Origin of the sequence: Longicatena sp. 210702-DFI.1.196, from assembly GCF_020563125.1 — a bacterium.
Lineage (GTDB): Bacteria > Bacillota_I > Bacilli_A > Erysipelotrichales > Erysipelotrichaceae > Longicatena > Longicatena caecimuris.
On sequence record NZ_JAJCPX010000009.1, the window covers coordinates 49,534 to 70,382 of the forward strand.

13 protein-coding genes, 1 pseudogene and 1 riboswitch are annotated in these 20,849 nt (G+C 36.5%); of the genes and pseudogenes, 8 read left to right on the plus strand and 6 right to left on the minus strand.

The genetic code is table 11. The features are described 5' to 3' along the window. Window positions 1–52: 52 nt before the first annotated feature. The gene (locus LI241_RS05995) at window positions 53–5,083 is read right to left on the minus strand and encodes an InlB B-repeat-containing protein (RefSeq protein ID WP_227161026.1); all 5,031 of its coding nucleotides are present in this window, start codon (window positions 5,081–5,083) and stop codon (window positions 53–55) included. A 180-nt stretch (window positions 5,084–5,263) separates the two neighbouring features. Continuing rightward, a pseudogene (metK, locus tag LI241_RS06000) lies at window positions 5,264–6,357 on the minus strand (methionine adenosyltransferase). A 65-nt stretch (window positions 6,358–6,422) separates the two neighbouring features. Then, window positions 6,423–6,520: riboswitch (SAM riboswitch) on the minus strand. A gap of 276 nt (window positions 6,521–6,796) precedes the next feature. Here metK and LI241_RS06005 point away from each other — a divergent pair. Beyond that, entirely contained in the window at window positions 6,797–8,125 is a 1,329-nt protein-coding gene (locus LI241_RS06005; protein WP_008690928.1) for an MATE family efflux transporter, read from the plus strand. A 329-nt stretch (window positions 8,126–8,454) separates the two neighbouring features. On the opposite strand, the gene LI241_RS06015 is transcribed toward LI241_RS06005, so the two are convergent. Together LI241_RS06015 and LI241_RS06020 are read right to left on the minus strand one after the other, a co-directional pair. Further along, window positions 8,455–9,690 carry a pyridoxal phosphate-dependent aminotransferase gene (locus LI241_RS06015; protein ID WP_227151049.1) on the minus strand — a complete coding sequence of 412 codons (1,236 nt, stop codon included), beginning with the start codon at window positions 9,688–9,690 and terminating at the stop codon, window positions 8,455–8,457. Then, window positions 9,687–10,772: a chorismate mutase gene (locus LI241_RS06020; RefSeq protein ID WP_008690926.1), complete on the minus strand. Its 1,086-nt coding sequence runs from the start codon at window positions 10,770–10,772 to the stop codon at window positions 9,687–9,689. The genes LI241_RS06015 and LI241_RS06020 overlap by 4 nt, the downstream gene beginning before the upstream one ends. A 488-nt stretch (window positions 10,773–11,260) precedes the next feature. On the opposite strand from LI241_RS06020, the gene aroB reads away from it, so the two are divergent. The 6 genes from aroB to LI241_RS06050 all read left to right on the plus strand — a co-directional run bounded on the left by aroB (window position 11,261) and on the right by LI241_RS06050 (window position 17,405). Continuing rightward, on the plus strand, window positions 11,261–12,262 hold the full coding sequence (gene aroB / locus LI241_RS06025) for a 3-dehydroquinate synthase (RefSeq protein WP_008690925.1): 1,002 nt from the start codon (window positions 11,261–11,263) through the stop codon (window positions 12,260–12,262). A 4-nt stretch (window positions 12,263–12,266) separates the two neighbouring features. Continuing rightward, window positions 12,267–13,367 carry a chorismate synthase gene (gene aroC, locus LI241_RS06030; RefSeq protein ID WP_008690924.1) on the plus strand — a complete coding sequence of 367 codons (1,101 nt, stop codon included), beginning with the start codon at window positions 12,267–12,269 and terminating at the stop codon, window positions 13,365–13,367. A gap of 58 nt (window positions 13,368–13,425) precedes the next feature. Beyond that, window positions 13,426–14,442 (plus strand): 3-deoxy-7-phosphoheptulonate synthase, encoded by a 1,017-nt coding sequence (aroF, locus tag LI241_RS06035; protein WP_008690923.1) that lies wholly within the window; start codon window positions 13,426–13,428, stop codon window positions 14,440–14,442. Then, complete coding sequence (gene aroA / locus LI241_RS06040) at window positions 14,442–15,707, plus strand: 3-phosphoshikimate 1-carboxyvinyltransferase (RefSeq protein ID WP_227151051.1); 1,266 nt, start codon at window positions 14,442–14,444, stop codon at window positions 15,705–15,707. The genes aroF and aroA overlap by 1 nt, the downstream gene beginning before the upstream one ends. Further along, a complete protein-coding gene (locus tag LI241_RS06045; RefSeq protein WP_117547785.1) occupies window positions 15,704–16,552 on the plus strand; it encodes a prephenate dehydrogenase in 849 nt (282 codons plus the stop codon). Before aroA ends, LI241_RS06045 begins: the two co-directional genes overlap by 4 nt. 97 nt (window positions 16,553–16,649) lie before the next feature. Next, on the plus strand, window positions 16,650–17,405 hold the full coding sequence (locus tag LI241_RS06050; RefSeq protein WP_117547786.1) for a YwaF family protein: 756 nt from the start codon (window positions 16,650–16,652) through the stop codon (window positions 17,403–17,405). A gap of 157 nt (window positions 17,406–17,562) precedes the next feature. Here LI241_RS06050 and LI241_RS06055 read toward each other — a convergent pair whose 3' ends face one another. Continuing rightward, window positions 17,563–18,126 (minus strand): hypothetical protein, encoded by a 564-nt coding sequence (locus tag LI241_RS06055; RefSeq protein ID WP_117547787.1) that lies wholly within the window; start codon window positions 18,124–18,126, stop codon window positions 17,563–17,565. 50 nt (window positions 18,127–18,176) lie between these two features. Then, on the minus strand, window positions 18,177–18,848 hold the full coding sequence (locus LI241_RS06060; RefSeq protein WP_117547788.1) for a hypothetical protein: 672 nt from the start codon (window positions 18,846–18,848) through the stop codon (window positions 18,177–18,179). Window positions 18,849–19,011: 163 nt separating this feature from the next. Here LI241_RS06060 and LI241_RS06065 point away from each other — a divergent pair, with 163 nt between their 5' ends. Further along, window positions 19,012–20,784, plus strand: a complete 1,773-nt coding sequence (locus LI241_RS06065; protein WP_008690914.1) for an ABC transporter ATP-binding protein — start codon at window positions 19,012–19,014, stop codon at window positions 20,782–20,784. Window positions 20,785–20,849: the final 65 nt, after the last annotated feature.

Here is a 20,849-nt window from a genome sequence, read left to right on the forward strand (position 1 = left end):
CAACCTTGTAGAAAAGGTGGTCTTTTTCAATAAAGAATCCACCTTTCTTTGCTTATTGTTTTTCTTTTCTTCTACGTTTTAAACCATATGCCAATACAGCACCACCACTTAACAATACCATCATGATCCATAATGTTCGCTGACTTGTATCACTTGTCTGTACTTCATCTTCTGGTTTTGGTTTTTCTGTTGTTGGTTTGCTTGGCGTCGCCGGTTTTTGTGGGTCTTCTTTGGGTGGGGTTGGTTCTGTATCTTCTTTCTTTACATAATATACCTTGATGATATTTTTACTTGCATCTTCACCTAAGGTCAATGGTATATTCTCCACCTTTTCAAATATGTACCCTTCCTTGTTCTTCTCTGGATAGGTTTCTACGATATCGCCTGCTTTTAAATCTGCGATGTTCTCTGTCTTGCTCTCATCCAGCTTGCCATCATAGAAGTATTGTACCTTTGCAATTGTTTTTGTTCTTGTGTAGTATACTTCAATCACATTCTGACTAGCATCTTCTACTAGTTTTTCTGGTATCTTTACTTCTGCTAAAGAATAGTGTTCCTTCTTTTTATCTTCGTAGTTTTTATACTGTGAACCTACTTCTAATTCGTCTACTCGATAGGACGCTTTCTTATCTTCTACTCCATCATAGTAATACTTCACAGTAACCGAAGTTGTCTTGCTATCTTCTTCATCCTTTGCATAATAGATGTTGATGACATTCTCTGCCGCTATAGCACTTAACGTTAGTGGCAAGTGCTCGCTCTTCACAAAGTGATACCCTTCTTTATTCTTTTCCGGATAGGTTTCTACGACATCGCCTGCTTTTAAATCTGCAATGATCTCTGTCTTGCTCTCATCCAGCTTGCCATCATAGTAGTATTGTACCTTTGCGATTGTTTTTGTTCTTGTGTAGTATACTTCAATCACATTCTGACTAGCATCTTCTACTAGTTTTTCTGGTATCTTTACTTCTGCTAAAGAATAGTGTTCCTTCTTTTTATCTTCGTAGTTTTTATACTGTGAACCTACTTCTAATTCGTCTACTCGATAGGACGCTTTCTTATCTTCTACTCCATCATAGTAATACTTCACAGTAACCGAAGTTGTCTTGCTATCTTCTTCATCCTTTGCATAATAGATGTTGATGACATTCTCTGCCGCTATAGCACTTAACGTTAGTGGCAAGTGCTCGCTCTTCACAAAGTGATACCCTTCTTTATTCTTTTCCGGATAGGTTTCTACGACATCGCCTGCTTTTAAATCTGCGATGATCTCTGTCTTACTGTCATCCAGCTTTCCATCATAAAAGTATTGTACCTTCGCGATTGTTTTTGTTCTTGTATAGTATACATGAATGACATTTGCTTTCTCATCCTCTACAAGTTTTTCGGGGATCTGTACTGCCGCAAAGGAATAATGTTCTTTCTTCTTATCCTTATATCCACCAAAATAAGAACCTACTTCCAAATCATCAATTCTTTCTCTTAGGCTTTCATCTTCCACATCATCATAGAAATATTTTACGGTTACAGAAGTCTTCTTGTGTACATAATATACCTTAATAACATTCTCTTCTGCATTCTCTTTTAATGTAAGTGGCAACCCTTCTACTTTATCAAGTTTATAGTTTTCTTTGATCTTATCCGGATACGTTGTAATCGTATCGCCTGCTTTTTGATCTGCTAGAATTTCTGTCTGACTATCATCCAACTTTTCATCATAGTAATACTGTATCTTAGCGATGGTCTTATTTCTTGTGTAATATACCTTGATGACATTTTCTTCTGCATTCTCTACAAGTTTCTCAGGAATTGTTACGGTTGCCAAAGAATAATGTTCTTTCTTCTTATCTTTATAAGTATCATAATGAGAACCTACCGCAAGATCATTGATGGTATAAGCAGCTTCCTTATCTTCTATACCATCATAGAAATATTGGACAGTTACAGCCGTTTTCTTTTTCTTATAATAAACCTTGATGACATTCTTGGTGTAGTCATCATCTACGATCATAGGAAGTCCATCTGTTTTATCTACTTCATACATACCATCTTTTGATTTGTCTGGATAAGCAGTTACTGTATCCCCAGTATGAAGGTCAGTTAAGGTTTCTGTCGCCTCATCATCTTTAACCCCATCATAGTAGTATTCTACTTTACCGGTTGGTTCAAAGACGGCAATTACATTTAGTTTAGATATCAAAAAACTTCTCGCATATGGTGGAAGTAAAGAATCAACAAGATTACCCTCATAAATTGGTGTTTTTGATAATTCTTCTGTAGACCATATCTCTTTTTTTAATGTATACCAGTCTGCAATCGTTACTTCATTTTTTGCATTAACACTTCTAGAGGGAACTTTAGGAAAACAATTCTTGAAATAAGGGCGTAATTTCCATCCTGCAAATACATAGCCCTCATCAGCGACAGGTATTGGTAAATCAAGTATGCGAAGAAATATATCTTCTCCACTATCTTCTATGTATTTAGTAATTTTACCTGTTTCATTCTTTAAAACGCCATGATTGTTTGCCATATAGGATGTGGGAATTTTTCGATTTATCATTTTTATTTCATATGTTACTTCTGAAACATCTGTTGGTAATATAATGCTTTTTTTGTTCTCACCATCTAAATCTTTAACATATATTTCATTATAAGCATTAACATAGCTTTGCTCGTAGGTCAATTTCTGATTTAGTACAGAATACTTATTATTGAACAAAAAATATGAGGCATTAAATTCTATTCCCTTTGGTGCATAAGTAGTGTCCACTAGTTTGTTCCCATTTCCTTGATCCAATTCAAAGGTTACTTTGATAAAATCACTTCTTTTTTTTAATTCTTCTTCACTTATCCATTGTGCATACAATCGAACTGGATTATTTTTTTCTTTTATTAATTCATATATGTCGTCGGAAGTAGCTGTCCAAAAAGATAAAAATTCATCAGGATTTTCATTATTAGGTGTTAAAGACCATCCTATTAAATATTCCTTGTCTTCCATAGGAATTATATAATCACCTCTAGAAAATAGTGGGAGACTATTAATTCCTTTTAATTCCGGAGTTAGTGCGATATCATTACCATTTGGATCACAAAAGATGCTATTTTTTTCATCAGAATAGCTTGAAAACACTTGTAATTTACCATTTGTTATTGCATGTATATATTCAAAAACGGGAATTTGTTTGAAAGATTGATCATAAAACGGATACCACCCAATAAAATAACTTCCCTCATATTCTAAACCATTTGTTGGCATATTTTTCAATTTAATTTCATCGCCTAATTCATATTCTGCATTATCAATAGGACATGTAACTGAATCAAGACATTCATATACGATTTTAAACTTTGTCTTCTTCATTACTATAGGTTCTAAGACCACTCCAACGCCATAATCATTTTCATCAGTAAAAGGAGCATACACCTCATTTAATTGCTTATTTTTCCATCCAACAAACACATAATCTGAATTTTTAAATTCATCCGAGATATCCGGCAGTAAGAATGAATAATCACTATTTGATTCATCGAATATCACAATCAGTTCTGGTTGCCGAATCTCTATATTATTTGGTAAGGATGATAAGTCAAATGTAGCTGGAACATATATAAAAATAGGTTTAAGATTAACTTTTGTTTTATCTCCATTATAACTTAAAGCTTCTTGCAGTTTTTCAAAAGTGATTAAATCATTTTCTTTCCAAATATCTCCATTATAAGTTTTCCATCCATAAAAAATACTGTTTCTTGATGTTAAAGTACCTGCTCCAGCAATAGCTGCCACTGGCTTCATACCTTTTTCTAATCCATATATATTTTTATCGACAGGTGGTTTACCGTTTAAACCTTCTGGATTTTCATAGATAATATCAATGCCATAATTGTCCTCTTCATCATAAATCCCCGTTAAAACACCTGGAAAACAGCCTGCTGCCAATGTTCTCGGAAAATCTATTTTTAATTTTTTTACTTTTAGTGATATTTTTGATCCTGCAGGATATTCAATAGCCACTTGGTTTTCATAGTTTTCATATAACCAATATAAAAAATTTTTCCTTATCAAATCAGGTTCTTTTAAGACCACATCTTCAACAATCAATTCTTCTGTATCTTCATTATAACTATAGTTATAGCGATCTTTAAAATCTTTTATTATTTCATTATTATCATTTTGGTAAATAGATAATATACCTAATTTGTTTTCATTATCGTAAATAGCGAACAAAAACAGCAATACATCTCCTTCATCTGTGATGCATATATATTCAGAAAAATCTACATCAGATAATTTATCACCTGGTTTTATTCTAGGTACACTTTCATCTATATATGCATCAATACTTGCAGCCCAGTAAAGAAATTTTCTTGTTTCTAGTCCAGATTCTCTAAACTCTTCAGGATAATTAATTATATCTGTTCCCTCTATAGTTTTTTCCAACCATTCATTATTTGCACTATAGTATGTAATTTCTGTATTTTCTAAAGCTTTTATTCCTTTTGCTTTAATTTCTTTTTTCATAAATTGTGCAACAAAAGTGCTATCTTCTTTTATTTCTATCTCTTTCCCAGGCTCATAGACCTTGCTATCTTTTTCATTCTTCCAGCCTGCAAAGACTTCATTCTCATGTTCGCTGTTGCGATATACCGGTAGTGTTATCTTCCCATCTTTTGTTTCTTCTTCATGGTATATAGTTTCCTTATCTCCATTTATATCCATGAAATTTACCTTAAAGACTTTCTCTTTCCAGATAGCATAAACATCTAGTGTTGTTTCGTCTTTCATCACTTCATTCAATTTCGTCTTTTCCGCTACACGTTTACCTTTGCCATCCGCTTGCAAGTTCCATGATACAAAGGTTCTTCCTTCCCATGTAAAAAGACTTCCTTCTTCGATGGCCTCTTCTTTGCTTGCATATTCTTTGTCTATAATCTCATCTGTTCCATCATTCTTATGATAATGCACGGTGAAGCTTTCTTTTGTTTCTTCTGCTTTGATCGTTCCTTGTGATGGCAGTATTGTCAGTGCCATCATAAACACCAAAAACAATACTCCTAATTGTTTCATCCGCTCCTTCATTTTTTCCTCACCTTTCAGTTTCACTTATTTGTGCAATAAGCATTTTTCTGTAACCGTTTACATAAAAATTATAACCGATTTATTTATGAATAGCAATGTAGTTCCTTCGTTATCATACTATTTTGGTTATAAAAAAGCTCTTATAGGATTTCATAAGAGCTTTATAGTAAAGTAGTGTGATTAATATTTTAAATCTATAACCTTTTCCCAACGAAATTCATTTCTACCAAAATGTCCATAGCAGGCTGTTGCTTGATAAATAGGTTTTAACAAGTCTAATTCCTCAATAATGTTTTTCACTTCGAAATTAAAGTTTTTTTTAGAATATCTAATAAATCTTCATCACTCATAGTTCCTGTACCAAATGTATCTAATAAAATAGATATTGGTTTTACCTTGCCGATAGCATATGCCACCTGAATCTCACATTTTCTTGCCAACTGATGAGCCACAATATTTTTAGCAACATAGCGGCAATAATATGCAGCACTGCGATCTACCTTTGATGGATCTTTACTGGAAAAACAGCCGCCACCGATTCTACCCATACCTCCATAAGTATCAACAACAATCTTGCGTCCTGTCGTACCACTATCACCAAAAGAACCGCCTACAATAAAGCTGCCACTTGGATTGATAAGATAGCGCGTGTCCTCATCTAATAATTCATCTGGAATTACCGGCGTGATGACTTCTTTCATAATCAAATTGGCAATTTCCTGCTGACTCACATCCGGTGTATGTTGGGTCGATACAACGATAGTATCAATACGTTTAATTTGATCATTTTCATATTCAACACTTACTTGTGTCTTGCCATCAGGTCTTAAAATCGGATGTGTACGGCGTACTTCACTTAACTGTTTTGCAAGTTTATGTGCATAAGCAATTGGCGCTGGCATATATTCTTCTGTATCATCACATGCATAGCCAAACATGATTCCCTGATCCCCTGCACCAATACTACCATCTTGGACAACTGCCTGGTGTATTTCACTGGATTGCTTATTTACTTTCACCATTACCTGATATTCTTCTTCATATCCAATGTTTTTGATGACCTTTTTCGCAATACCTTCAAAATCAATCTTAGCTTTTGTGTCAGCTTCTCCATAAATCAACACAAACTCATCTTTAATTGTTGCCTCCACTGCCATCTTGCTATTCTTATCCTGACGTAATGCTTCATCTAAGATAGCATCCGCAATCGTATCACAGATTTTATCCGGATGGCCTTCTGTAATGCTTTCTGATGTAAATACATAATCTTTCATATCAATTCCTCCATATAAAAAGCCTTCTCAAGCGTCAGAGAAGGCATACGTATCGATTCTTTCTTCTCTTATCGCTGTTAGCTGTACCACCTTATATGATTTACCCCATACAGGTTGGTGTGGGATTATCGAGCTAACTCTCTACCCCAACTCTTGATAAAAAAGGCATCTATATTAAAACATGCATGTAGTACTTTTGCAAGTAAATCTTATCGAAAAAATATGAGGAAGTATTTACCACCGCTTATATCATAAACATTTCATCTTATTACCGCAAACGTATAAAAGTTATTTTCTGGCTTGACTTTATGTATAGCTCTGTTAAAATAGGGTTGCTCGGAGGGCGAGTCATTCAAAGAGAAATGATGAGCTGGATAAGGCGACGGATTGAGATACCCGTAACCTTGTTCAGCTCTTTTTTTGATTAGGAGGAATTTTTATGGATTTTTTAAAGGGAAATATAAAGACACTTTATTTTAAATATTTAGCAGCTGCCTTTGGGAGTGTTTTGATTACATCTGTTTACTCGATTGTCGATATGGCAATGGTTGGACAATATCAAGGACCAGAAGGTACAGCAGCATTAGCTGTAGTTGCGCCGATTTGGAACATTATTTTTAGTTTAGGATTGTTAATGGGAATTGGAGGTTCGGTTATTTTCAGTACTATCAAAGGGAATGGAAAAAGCAGAACACAAGAAGCGAATGCTTATTTTTCAGCAGCCGTAATAGGAGCCGTCTTCTTAGCGGTAATCACATGGATCCTTATCATCTTGTTTGATCGTCAACTGCTTATGTTTTTTGGCGCAAAAAGTTCCTTGTTAGCTCTAGCAAGAACCTATTTATTACCAATCAAATTTGTCTTACCTTGTTTCCTGTTTACGCAAGTATTAGCTGCTTTCTTACGTAATGATGCTGATCCTACACTTGCGACAATAGGAGTATTAGCCGGCGGTATTTTTAATATGATTGGTGATTATGTCTTCGTCTTTGTGTTTGATATGGGTATCTTTGGTGCCGGTTTAGCAACGGCGATTGGTTCTATCATCTCCTGTATCGTTATGCTAAAACATTTCTTTTCTAAGACAAATACCTTAAAGTTTCAAATGCCACAACATATACTGCATAAACTCAAAAGAATTACCATTACGGGATTTTCAACTTTCTTTATTGATATTGCCATGGGAATCTTGACCATTTTATTCAACCGTCAGATTATGAACTATCTTGGGACAGATGCCTTATCCATTTATGGTATCATCGTAAACATCAGCACCTTTGTGCAATGTTGTGCATATAGCATCGGACAAGCAGCACAACCAATCATCTCCGTCAATTATGGCGCAAAACTCGGATTCCGTATTAAGAAAGTTCTAAACTATGCCTTAGCTACTGTTTTATTCTTTAGTATCTTTTGGACTGCACTGTCTGCATTAGCCCCTAACCTATTTGTTAAATTGTTTATGGCACCCACTAAAGAAATCTTACAAATTGCTCCCTTAATTATTCGTACCTATGGATTGTCCTTTTTATTACTACCATTCAATATCTTCTCAACTTATTACTTCCAAGCTTTATTAAAACCAAAAGCCGCTTTCATTGTTTCCGTAGCGCGCGGACTTATCATTAGTGGTATTCTTATTTATCTATTACCTTTGTTAAGTCCTGAAGCTCTTTGGTATACGATGCCCCTTACTGAGTTCATTGTTGTTATCTATGCTGGTAGTAAAATGTTTCAATATACAAAGGCATTGGCTGATAAAAAATAGTTTGACGTTATGATTGAATCATTCTTCAACTACACAAAGAAATCCATTATTCGTAAAGCTTCTTATACAAAAAAATCTGCATGGTTTTTACATCCATACAGATATTTTTTATTTTAATCTAAATCTTCCCCATTACTTTTAATTACTTTCTGGTACCAGTAAAAGCTCTTCTTTTTATAACGGTTTAAGGTACCCTTACCATCTGCATCAATATCATTTGGTAAGAATGATTTGTTATGTTAATCGGCTTATAACTTTTTAAACTTGTTTCTTTTCTCAAATGAAAATCCACACAAAATCAATGAAGCAATTCAGACATTCCGCTTTCCTTACTCAATTGTATCTAAAATATCTTTCATTCGTTTTGCTAAGCCCTTGCATTTCGCAACACTTAAACTACATACAGCTACACGAATACCTTTATTTACCTTTACGGTATAGATATGCTGTTCCATAAGCTTTTCATGATAACTGTCACGTACTTTATTATCTGGAATTGCTACCGTTACAAAGAAGCCTTCCTTGTAAGGATAATATGCCAAGCCACAGGCATCAGCTTCACTAGTAAAGATATCACTGCGTTGCTTCAATAGCTTCACATAGCCATCTTTTTCTTTCATAAAAGCATCATAGTTTTCGGTTGTCACAAACGTAAAGTTATCCATAGCGGCATTAGGTACATTTGACCAAGTTGCTCTGGCAGCTTTTTCAAAAACAATTTCAACGCCACGGACAGCTTCTTCACTCTTACCTAACAAAATAGCAGCACCGCAACGCAAACCATAAGAAGTTAATGATTTACTGCAGCTGAACGCAATGATGGCAAATACATTATCACTAAACTCATCAAAGGTTTTAATATAGTCACGAGAATGTGGTAAATCATACGCATAGTCAATATACGCAATATCGTTTAATAAAACGACCGGTACTTCTTTGGCACATGCATTTAAGAAAGCAACAACTTCCTGCCACTCTTCCTTACTTAAAGAATAACCGGTAGGATTATGGCAAGGGTCATTGATGACAATTAACAGTTTCTGCTGTTTTTCCATCACCTGACGACATACTTGTTTTAAAGATGTTAAATTGAAATGATCTTCTTCAAACAATGCATAAGTTGCGACATTTAGATTATCCATCGTTGCCATCAGTTTATAGCTGCCCCAGGCAATTTCCGGTAAGATAACAGTTTCCCCTTCATCTAAAATTTCTGATAAAGTGATCGCCACAGCACCGGTTCCTCCCGGTGTGGCAATCACACTGTGTGCTAAGGTAGAACCACTTGGTTTAACGATCCAATCATACACCTGCTGACGATAGCTGTCATTACCGACAAAACTTCCGGCATAGGCTGCCTTTGTTTCCTTGGCTATATGATCATAAGGTGTAAACACACTTTCAAAGGCTACGATCGTTCCCTCTTCATTGTACAAAGAACCAATGGTCGCATCAACGACCTTCTCTGCACCAACTGCTGCTTTTGCTTCCTTCGCTTTTTTCACGATCGCAAAAACGGTATCTTCAATTGGTGTCGTATTCACTTTTTCTTTCACAAAACTCATTTTTCATCCCTGCTTTCTTTTGTATATGCACCTAAGATGCGCACTTCTTCACAAACATCTTTTAACTCCTGTACCAACAACTGTTCCTGTTCCTTTTGGATATTACCATCAATTTCAACATAGAAATAATATTCCCATGGTCTGTCTTTTATGGAGCGCGAGATGATGCTTTGCATATTAAAACCATGACGTGCAATGATATTCATGGCACTGACTAATGCTCCTGCTTTATGCGGTATAATGACAGCTAAGGAAAAGATATTTCCACTTGGTTGTAAATCTCTGCCAATGATGATAAAGCGTGTCGTATTTTGGGCACTGGTATTGATATCCTCTGCTAACACGGCTAAGCCATACCGTTCTGCATTTTCTTTTGCGGCTATGGCAGCTTTCTTTTTATCATTTTGTTTAGCAATATATTCTGCCGCTAATGCCGTATTCGGATACGGTATCAATTCATATCCTCTGCCTTCTAAAAATTGTTTCGATTGATAGATTGCCTGATCTTTTGAATATACCTGACGGATATCTTCCAGTTTTGCTCCCGGGATTCCTAGTAAATTCTGTGAGATCTTTAAGTCATAATCCTTACAGACATAAACAGGATACTTGATTAATAAATCTAATACCTCTCCTACTTCTCCGGTATAGCTGTTTTCAAACGGTACGATACCATAACGGATTTCTCCATCCACAACGGCTTTAAACACATCTTCAAAAGATGCATACCGTTGTTTTTTATGTTCCGGAAAGACATGTGTGCAGGCGATATGTGAAAAAGCACCCTCCACGCCTTGATAACCGACAACATCCTGATTCAGAATCATTTTCTGATATTTACGTGAGATTGCCATGATATCCTGCAAAAACTCTTTATAGCTGTCTTGATATTTTTCTTCTTTGATATATTGCAGATTATGTGCAATGACAAAGTTCTCACGGCTGCGATCTAATACCGGAAGCCCTTGTTCCTGTTTATAAGCTATGACCTTTTCTACAGCCTGCATGCGTTTTTCAAACAGCTCTGCCATTTGCGCATCTATCTCATTAATGTCCTTGCGGGCATCATCCAACTTCGTCATATCCTCACCTCTTTTTCATTCTTTTTTATTATACAATACTTTGATATGAATGAATATAGTTTCAGAAAAGAAATGTAAAGGAAATGAAGCGTTGACCCTCGATTCAGATACTATATCATATCCTTTTATATGAATAGCCATCTAAGGTCCTGCATCAGAAACCATCTAATTACCAATTATGCAAATGAAAGAAATCAATCATGCGTAAGAATGGCATAGTGAAGCCATGGTAAGATGCGATTGTTTTCATTGCGTTTACAAGAATTTGAAATTTCTTTCATTTTATGTATGGATTTGCTTGAAATTCTTTCTTGATTATATTATGATATAGGAAATTGGAGTGATAGCCATGCATAACAAAGGATTTTATTATTATCTTTAATCTTCGTTATAAAGCCAAACATGGTTCTTTTTCACTTCTTTATAACGGATAAAAAAAGCATCTGCAATTCACTGATGCTTTTTTTCTTTATCAGGGAGGAATCGTTATGAAACTACATGTAGATCTAAAAGAAAATGGATACGATATTTATATGGAAAAAGGCATCTTATATCGCTTAAACGATCATATTCAACTGAATCGCAAGGTTATGATCATTACCGATACCGGTGTACCAAATTCCTATGCACAAACCGTTAAGGAACAATGTAAGGAAGGCTATGTACATGTTGTCGAAGCTGGTGAATCCAGTAAGAGCATGAAGGTCTTTCAACAACTCTGTGAGGATTTGCTGGAACATAATTTCTCACGTAAGGATTGTGTCATTGCGTTAGGTGGCGGGGTTGTAGGAGATTTATCCGGTTTTGTGGCAGCCAGCTATATGCGTGGTATTGACTTTATTCAGATACCGACCACTACGCTCTCACAAATCGACAGTAGTATCGGTGGTAAGGTTGCCATCAATTTGGATGATGTGAAAAACATCGTTGGGGCCTTTTATCAGCCTAAAGCTGTCTTCATTGATACAGACACTTTATTAACACTGCCAAAACGGCATTTCTATAATGGTTTAGTAGAAGCATTGAAAGCCGGATTGATCTATGATGAAAAACTATTTGCCCTTTTTGAGGAAGAAGATATTCCTGCTCATTTAGAAGAAATCATCTATCATGCGCTATGCGTGAAAAAAGCAGTTGTGGAAGCTGATGAAAAAGAGTTGGGCTTACGCAAGATCTTAAACTTTGGTCATACCATCGGACATGCTATTGAAAGCTATTATCACCTTTCACAATATTTGCATGGAGAATGTGTTGCCATGGGCATGTTGTATTTTATGAGTGAAGATGTTCAAAAACGTGTCTTACCTATTTATAAACGGATGCATTTACAAAGTGATGTACCTTATGATAGTGATGAAGTGTTTGAAATATTATGCAAAGATAAGAAAGCAAGCGGCGATCATGTCACCGTTGTTAAGGTCAATACGATTGGTAAAGCAGAATTAAAAGAATGGAAGTTAAGTGATGTTCGTCACATTTTGAAAGGATAAGGTTATGAAGAATACATTTGGAAATCAATTCAGTGTTACGATCTTTGGAGAAAGTCATGGAGAGGCAATCGGTGTCGTCATTGACGGTTTAGCTGCCGGTATTCATCTGGACATGGATTTCATCAATGCCATGATGGATAAACGTAAGGCGAAAGGACGTATCAGCACACAGCGTAAAGAAAGTGATGCGTTGCATATCGTCAGTGGATATTTTGAAGGCTATACTACCGGGACACCGTTAACCATTCTGATAGAAAACACCAATACGCGTAGTGGTGATTATACCAAAACCAAGAATCGCTTGCGTCCCTCACATGCCGATTATACCGCTGATGTAAAGTATAGTGGTTATCAAGATTATCGCGGCGGCGGCCATTTCAGCGGACGCATTACGGCACCCCTTGTGGCGGCAGGTGCAATTGCCATGCAGGTGTTACAACAAAAAGGCATTTTGATTGGTTCTCATATTGCCCAGTGTCATACCATCAAAGATCAGCCATTTGCTCAAGAGGAAGAACTCCTTGAACAACAGCTTCGACAAATGAATACCAGCGATCTTGCGGTATTAGATGAAACAGCAGCGCAAGCGATGCGTACACAAATAGAAGAAGCAGCGATGCAAGGAGATAGTGTAGGTGGTATCTTAGAAAGTGCAATTTTACATTTACCGGCTGGTATCGGAGAACCTTTCTTTGATTCCATGGAAAGTCGTTTAAGCCATTTATTATTCAGTGTACCGGCTGTAAAAGGTGTCGAATTTGGTTTGGGTTTTGCCTTTTGTGATCGTTATGGAAGTGAAGTCAATGATGCCATTATTTATGATGGCAAAGTAAAAACCAGGACCAATCATAACGGTGGTATTAACGGAGGTATCAGTAATGGTATGCCGGTACTGATCAAAACAGTTATTAAACCAACGCCATCTATTTATAAGGAACAGGATACGATTGATAAGGAAACGCTTGAAGCCGTGAAACTAACGATTCAGGGTAGACATGATCCTGCCATCATCCATCGCGCAAGAATCGTAGTCGATGCGGTTTTGGCTATCGGTATCTTAGATATGCTCATGGAGCGTAGTGCAACTATGGAAATGCAGAAATAAAATTAACGATGTGGATACGTCCACCAAGATAAGATTAGAAATAAAGGAGGTTTCTCATATGATTATTACGATGAAGAAAGATGCAACAACAAGTGATATTGAACATGTTATGAAGCAATTAAAGGAGCGCGGCTTACAAATACATGAGAGCATTGGTGAGAATTTCAATGTCTTTGGAGTCGTAGGCGATACCAGTCAAATTGATCCTAAGCGCATTGAGGCAAACCCTCATGTGGAAAGTGTTGTGCGTGTATCATCCCCATATAAAAAAGCAAGTCGTATGTTTCATCCAGAAGATACGATTGTCGAAGTCAATGGTATCCGCATTGGCGGTAACGAAAAACTAGTTGTTATTGGCGGTCCTTGCAGTGTAGAAGGAAAAGAGATGATCATGCATCTGGCCCAAGAAGTAAAGGATGCCGGTGGCTGTATGTTAAGAGGTGGCGCTTATAAACCGAGAACCTCTCCGTATGCTTTTCAGGGCATGGGAACAGAAGGTATCCTTGCTTTAGCACAAGCAAGAAAACAAAGTGGCTTACCAATTGTCACAGAATTGATGAGTGCTGATAAACTTGATGAATTTGTGGAACATGTCGATATCATTCAGATTGGGGCCCGTAATATGCAAAACTTTGATTTGTTAAAAGCGGTAGGAAAGACACAAAAACCAATCTTGCTAAAACGTGGTTTGGCCAATACGATAGAAGAATGGATCATGAGTGCAGAATATATTCTTTCTGAAGGAAATCCAAATGTCATTCTTTGTGAACGAGGCATTCGTACCTTTGAGCCATACACCCGAAATACCTTAGATCTTAGTGTCATTCCAATCATCAAGAAGAAGACCCATTTGCCTATCATCATTGATCCAAGTCATGCGACCGGTGATTGGGAACTGGTGGAAGCCGCATCTTTAGCTGCGATTGCGGCAGGTGCAGATGGTCTAATCATTGAAGTCCATGATCATCCGGAATGTGCATGGAGCGATGGTGCACAATCCTTGAAACCGGAAAACTTTAAGCAGTTGATTCAAAAAGGGAAAGCGATTGCGAATGTCATTGGGAGGGATATGTAATGAAAGTTACCATAGCTACCTCTTTAGGTAAAGGTCATGTGCATATTCCCCCAAGCAAATCCATGGCACATCGTGCAATTATCTGTGCTTCTCTTGCGAAGGGAAGAAGTGTCATATCCAATGTTGCCTATTCCAAAGATATACGTGCAACGATAGAAGGAATGAAACAGCTTGGCGCACATATTGAAATAGCGGAAGATACTGTCACTATTGATGGTATAGCAAACTTTCAAGGTTTAAAAGACAAGGAAATTTTTTGCAATGAATCCGGTTCTACCTTACGTTTCTTTATTCCTATTTTCTCTCTTTGTGAAAAACCAATCACCTTTACCGGCAGCGGACGATTATTACAAAGACCGCAAAAAGTATATGAAGACATCTTTCATGAAAAAGGATTAGCCTTTCAGCAAGATGCCCATGGTATCCACATTCAGGAGGCACTACCTTATGGAGAATATCAGATCAAAGGTGATGTCAGTTCACAATTCATCAGTGGTTTATTGTTCACCCTACCACTGTTGGAAAAGGACTCTACAATTCATATTCTTCCTCCCTTTGAATCACGTTCTTATGTGGAACTGACCTTACAAATGCTGGAACATTTCGGTGTCCATGCTTATTTTAAAGATGAAATGACACTTGCTATTCCTGGTGGGCAAAGCTATCAAGCAAATAATTATGAGATTGAAGGCGATTATTCACAATTGGCTTTCTTTGCGGTATATGCTGCGATTCATGGAAAGATTACCGTGACCGGTGTTTCTCATGCATCAAGACAGGGTGATAAAGCGATTCTGGAAATCTTAAAAAGCTTTGGGGCACGCATAGAAGAAGTACCCCATGGCTATACCTTTTATAAAAGTGAATTAAAGGGCACATCCATTGATTTAGCAAACTGTCCGGATCTAGGACCTATTCTTTGTGTGCTTGGCATGTATTCCCTGGGAAATACGCATATTTACAATGCCGGCAGATTGCGCATTAAAGAAAGTGATCGCATTGCGGCAATGGAAGAAGAACTGCGCAAGTTTGGCGTTACCATAACCTCTACAGAAGATGAAATCTTCATTCAAGGCGGGCAAGACTATACATGCAAACAGACATTGCATGGACACAATGATCATCGCATTGTGATGGCCTTAAGTGTTGCCACAGCTTGCAGTAATTCCTGTACAACCATAGAGGATGCACAGGCGATTACCAAGAGCTATCCCACCTTCTTTGATGATTTTGCGAAGGTGCAAGGAAAGGTGGAAAGCTTATGATAAAAAAAGATACTCGCTTTTTAATTGTTGGACTTGGTTTGATTGGTGGCAGCTATGCCATGGGATTAAAACGCAATGGATTTCATGTGGATGCCATTGACATTAACCAGTTAAGCATTGATTATGCCAAGGAACATGACATCATTGATGAAGGAAGTACTTTTGCTATTGAACTGATTCAAAACGCTGATTTCATCATTTCCGGATTGTATCCCAACATGACGGTGGAGTGGTATACAACGTATCAAAAATACATGAAGCCCCATGCTTTTCTGACGGATGTAAGTGGTGTAAAACGCAATATTGTAGAACGTATCCAAAGTATTTTGCGTGAGGATCTAGAATTTTGCGCCTCTCATCCAATGGCAGGAAAAGAAGTCAGTGGTGTGAAATATGCGGATGATGCTATTTTCCATATCGCTAATTTCATTATCACCCCAACCACCAAAAACACTCAGGCAGCCATAGCTACCTTAAAAGAATTTGCCAGTATTTTAGGCTTTACGAACATTTCCGTTTTAACACCGGAAGAACATGATGAAATGGTCGGCTTTGTTTCACAATTGACGCATGTGATTGCCGTATCGCTAATGAATACCAACGATAATACACATTTGGTGGAATATACCGGAGATAGTTTCCGTGATTTAACAAGAATTGCTAAGATTAATGAAAATCTATGGAGTGAATTGTTTTTCTTAAATAAAGATAATTTAATTCGTGAAATCGATGACTTCGTGAAGGAAATCAATCATTTAAAGACAAAGTTGGAACAGAACGATGTTGAAGGATTAAAAGAATTATTCATTCAATCCACCATTCGTCGTAAACGCTTTGATCGATAATCGCATAACTTCTCTGCTTGTTGGAGAAGTTTTTGTTTGGTAAGTGAATACGCTGTATAATAAAGATAAAGAAAGCCTTTTGAAATGAGGTGAGCATATGCAACAATTCTTACGATATACTGCCTGGGAAATGGAAAAGCCTAAACCTTTCGGTCTTTTTCATGTGTTGATGTTACTCGTGGGAATTAGCATATGCATAGGGTTTGCTTATCGTTTACGTCATGTTACTAAAAAGCAGTATGTTTATGGCATCTTTGGAATCAGTCTTGTTTTGCTCATACTGGAACTTTATAAACAGCTGTTTCACTTTTATCTGCTTGATGACCAACAATATGATTGGTGGATCTTTCCTTTTCAGTTATGCTCCTTACCTATGTATATCGGAATCTTATTTCCTTTCTTAAAAGATAAATGGCGGACTCCATTAGAAACCTTTCTCATGGACTTTAGTTTACTAGGGGCTGTCATGGCTCTTCTTTTTCCGGATGATTTGATGCATCGTTACGTGATGCTAACGGCACATGCCTTTTTATGGCATTTCTTATTACTATTCTTGAGTTTGTGGATTGGCTTTCATAAACAAGGCGATACAACCACAAAAGGTTTCTTACAAACTTTGCCTTTGTTCTTTATGTTTGCCGGCATAGCAACCTTTTTAAATATTGCTTTTCATACACTGGGAGAGCTTAATATGTTTTATATCAGCCCTTATTATGAAAGCACGCAACCTTTCTTTAACTTGTTAACACCAATTGTTGGTATTTCTATGCGTAATCTTATTTATCTTTTCTGCATCCTCTTAGGTGCTTGGCTTATTCATCTTGTCTGGCGCAAACTACAAAAGTTTTTATAATTCTGAAATAAAACCATTTGTTAAACTCTGCCCTTTGACAAGGATACAAAAAAGAACAGGCAATCATGTACATAAATGATTTTGCTGCACAATAAAAAAGACTGCGGTTTGTCACAGTCTTTACTAGAGCATCATATAGCTTGTTTATCGCACGAATTTAAGATATACGTTTCCAATATACGATGCGATCATGAAATATTTCCTTTACTAATTTTAAAAAGGTTTCCTCTTTAAAATCAACTCTTGGTACCATGATAAAAGGCTTATGCTTATCCACAAAAAAGACCATAATTTCACGTCCGATGACAACTTTTTTGATCACTTCTTGTTTATAGCTCATCATTACATCTTGGCATTCATCACTGATCGTATCCTCGCTTAGTGTTACCACTCCATTTTTTTCACAAAGCCCACAATAACGTTTGCGAAATCGCAGTTTGTATATAAATAAGTAACAACCGATGATGCTCCAAAATAAAGCCAAATATATAGACAGGGTGAAAATCACCTTATAAAAATCAGAATCTGTTTCTGCCCCAAATAGAATACTTAACATGGATAAAAAAACAGCTGCAAGTGCATAATAAAAATAATGGAATTTATGAACCACTGCTTTTTTCGTTTTTAATATGTGATTACGTTTTTGCAGGATTTCAAAAAATTCATCACTGTAATCATGACCTCTATCCTTTTCAAACTGATATTCATATACATATTCCATAGTTTTCCCTCTCTTTAAAAAAACCTTGAGAATTTCACAAGGTTATTTTACTAAATCGTGATGTCAGAACCTAATTTTTCATTTAGCTCATTTACATATTTTTTCGCTAGCTCTACATACATGTTGCCTGGATGAAAACAGCTGATGCTGGAATAGAAATAGGAACGAGAACTTTCCCAGTTTTCTAAATAGTAATAAGATAAGCCAATCATATAAGCGCTAACGCCTAAGCCAAAGCCCTTCATACGTTTATCTTCAATGGCATCATCCATTTCTTTAATTAAATCTGTTCGTTTATTAAAGACAACTTCATAAGACCAATGCTGATACATTTTAAAAGTCTCATCATCAATTGTGTCAATGATCTCCATCAATTTATCACAATATGCACGATTCTGATTCTGTAAATAAATATGGAAATATAAATCTAAAATTTCTTCTTTATTTTCCATTGTATAATCCTTCGCCAAGGCCTCTTCCAATGCTTTTTGACGTTCTGCTTCAGGACGGCTACGATAAATAGCTTTTAAGCGATACAATTCACAATTAAATTTGCCAACCGCTTTCTGATAAGCATCTTTTTCACAAAGCTCAATAACCTTTGCATAATCCTTCCCCTGAATAGCTTTATTTAAACGACCGACAGAGTTTTGTTTATAAATCATAAAGGCTATTGCAGCCGCAAACAATAAGATAATTACTACATAAGATATTATACTCATATTTCTTACCTCTTCTTTTCATTACACCGTTCATATTATAACGTAATTCACGAAAAATAGGTAGCCTTCCTTTATTTTTTCAATATTTTTTCGGTTGAAAGAGTGGAGGAAACTTAAAAATTGCTTTATAATAAAGCGGTATGTCAAAGAGGGAGTGATACATATGCATATTATGAAGAAATTTATGAATTATTATAAACCATATCGTACCGTATTCTTATTAGATATGATATGTGCCTTAGTCATTAGTGTTATTGATCTGGCATTCCCCCAGATTTTAAATTACTTAAATAACACATTTTATTTACAGACAAAGGAAGCTATTTTAGATAGTCTGGTTTGGTTAGGTGTTGGATTATTGATCATGTATATCCTTCGTGCCTTATGTCGCTACTATGTAACAGCACAAGGTCATATCATGGGCGCCCGCATGGAAAGTGATATGCGTCAGGATCTGTTTGATCAGTTTGAACGTTTATCTTTTTCCTATTATGATAAAAATAATACCGGAGAAATGATGAGCAAACTGGTTTCGGATTTATTTGATATCAGCGAATTAGCCCATCATGGTCCGGAAAATGTCTTCATTTCTTTATTAAAAATCTTTGGTTCTTTTATTCTATTGATGTATATTCATGTCGGTTTGACCTTAATTCTGATCGGTGTAACCATATTAATGCTGATATTCAGTTTATTTCAAAATCGCAAGATGCAGGCAACCTTCATGGATAACCGCCGTAAGATTGCTGGTGTAAATGCCAGTTTGCAGGATAGCTTAGCAGGCATTCGCGTTGTGAAGTCCTTTGCGAATGAAGACATTGAACGTGATAAATTTGCCCACAGCAATCAGATGTTCTTACAGTCAAAGGAAAACAATTATTATCGTATGGGCTTATTCCATGCCGGTAATAATTTCTTTCAGGGTTTGTTGTATTTGACGATTTTAGTCGCTGGTGGTTATTTCATTGCCATGGGAAATTTAGAACCAGTTGCCTTAGCAACGTATGCACTGTATGTAAATATCTTTGTTGCACCGATTGAAGTGTTGGTAGAGTTCACGGAAATGTTCCAAAAAGGATTCTCCGGCTTTAAACGTTTCCTTGAAGTAGTAGAAACAAAACCAGACATCGTAGATGCACCAGATGCAAAAGAGTTGAAAGAAGTTCATGGTGTCATTGATTATGAAGATGTTTGTTTCTCTTACAATGATGAAGAGAAAGTATTGGATCACATTCACATTCATATTGATGCCGGTAAATCCATTGCCCTTGTTGGACCAAGCGGCGGTGGAAAGACAACCATTTGTTCCTTGTTGCCTCGCTTTTATGATGTTACACATGGCTCTATTAAGGTAGATGGGAAAGATATTCGTTCACTGACCTTGGAAAGTTTGCGCAAAGCGATTGGTATCGTGCAACAGGATGTTTATCTGTTTACCGGCTCTATTAAAGAAAACATCGCTTATGGAAAACCCGGAGCAAGTGATGAGGAAATCATTGCCGCTGCTAAAAAAGCAAATATCCATGAATTTATCGTTTCTCTTCCAGATGGATATGATACCTTTGTAGGAGAGCGTGGCACGCGGTTATCCGGTGGTCAGAAACAACGTATCTCCATTGCCAGAGTCTTTCTAAAAGACCCTAAGATCTTAATATTAGATGAAGCAACCAGTGCTTTGGATAATGAAAGTGAACGTCATATTCAAAAAAGTCTGGAAGAGCTGGCAAAGAATCGTACAACCATTACGATTGCTCATCGTCTATCAACCATCCGTAATGCTGATGAAATCATCGTCATTTCTGAAAATGGACAGGAAGAACGAGGAACGCATAATGAGTTAATCGCGTTAAATGGCATTTACGCGAATTATTATCGTTTACAATTTGAAGGTTTAGATTTTGATGAGGATATGACGAAACAAATTCACATGAAATAAAATGGGATATATTCTCTATATCCTAGGCTGCTGTTTTTTGATGTCAGCCAGATCTTTACATATTA

What these genes read in the sequence shown, in the direction of transcription:
- LI241_RS05995 (WP_227161026.1), bottom strand. Translation starts at nt 5,083, where the DNA reads ATGAAGGAGCGGATGAAACAATTAGGAGTATTGTTTTTGGTGTTTATG.
- LI241_RS06005 (WP_008690928.1), top strand. Translation starts at nt 6,797, where the DNA reads ATGGATTTTTTAAAGGGAAATATAAAGACACTTTATTTTAAATATTTA.
- LI241_RS06015 (WP_227151049.1), bottom strand. Translation starts at nt 9,690, where the DNA reads ATGAGTTTTGTGAAAGAAAAAGTGAATACGACACCAATTGAAGATACC.
- LI241_RS06020 (WP_008690926.1), bottom strand. Translation starts at nt 10,772, where the DNA reads ATGACGAAGTTGGATGATGCCCGCAAGGACATTAATGAGATAGATGCG.
- aroB (WP_008690925.1), top strand. Translation starts at nt 11,261, where the DNA reads ATGAAACTACATGTAGATCTAAAAGAAAATGGATACGATATTTATATG.
- aroC (WP_008690924.1), top strand. Translation starts at nt 12,267, where the DNA reads ATGAAGAATACATTTGGAAATCAATTCAGTGTTACGATCTTTGGAGAA.
- aroF (WP_008690923.1), top strand. Translation starts at nt 13,426, where the DNA reads ATGATTATTACGATGAAGAAAGATGCAACAACAAGTGATATTGAACAT.
- aroA (WP_227151051.1), top strand. Translation starts at nt 14,442, where the DNA reads ATGAAAGTTACCATAGCTACCTCTTTAGGTAAAGGTCATGTGCATATT.
- LI241_RS06045 (WP_117547785.1), top strand. Translation starts at nt 15,704, where the DNA reads ATGATAAAAAAAGATACTCGCTTTTTAATTGTTGGACTTGGTTTGATT.
- LI241_RS06050 (WP_117547786.1), top strand. Translation starts at nt 16,650, where the DNA reads ATGCAACAATTCTTACGATATACTGCCTGGGAAATGGAAAAGCCTAAA.
- LI241_RS06055 (WP_117547787.1), bottom strand. Translation starts at nt 18,126, where the DNA reads ATGGAATATGTATATGAATATCAGTTTGAAAAGGATAGAGGTCATGAT.
- LI241_RS06060 (WP_117547788.1), bottom strand. Translation starts at nt 18,848, where the DNA reads ATGAGTATAATATCTTATGTAGTAATTATCTTATTGTTTGCGGCTGCA.
- LI241_RS06065 (WP_008690914.1), top strand. Translation starts at nt 19,012, where the DNA reads ATGCATATTATGAAGAAATTTATGAATTATTATAAACCATATCGTACC.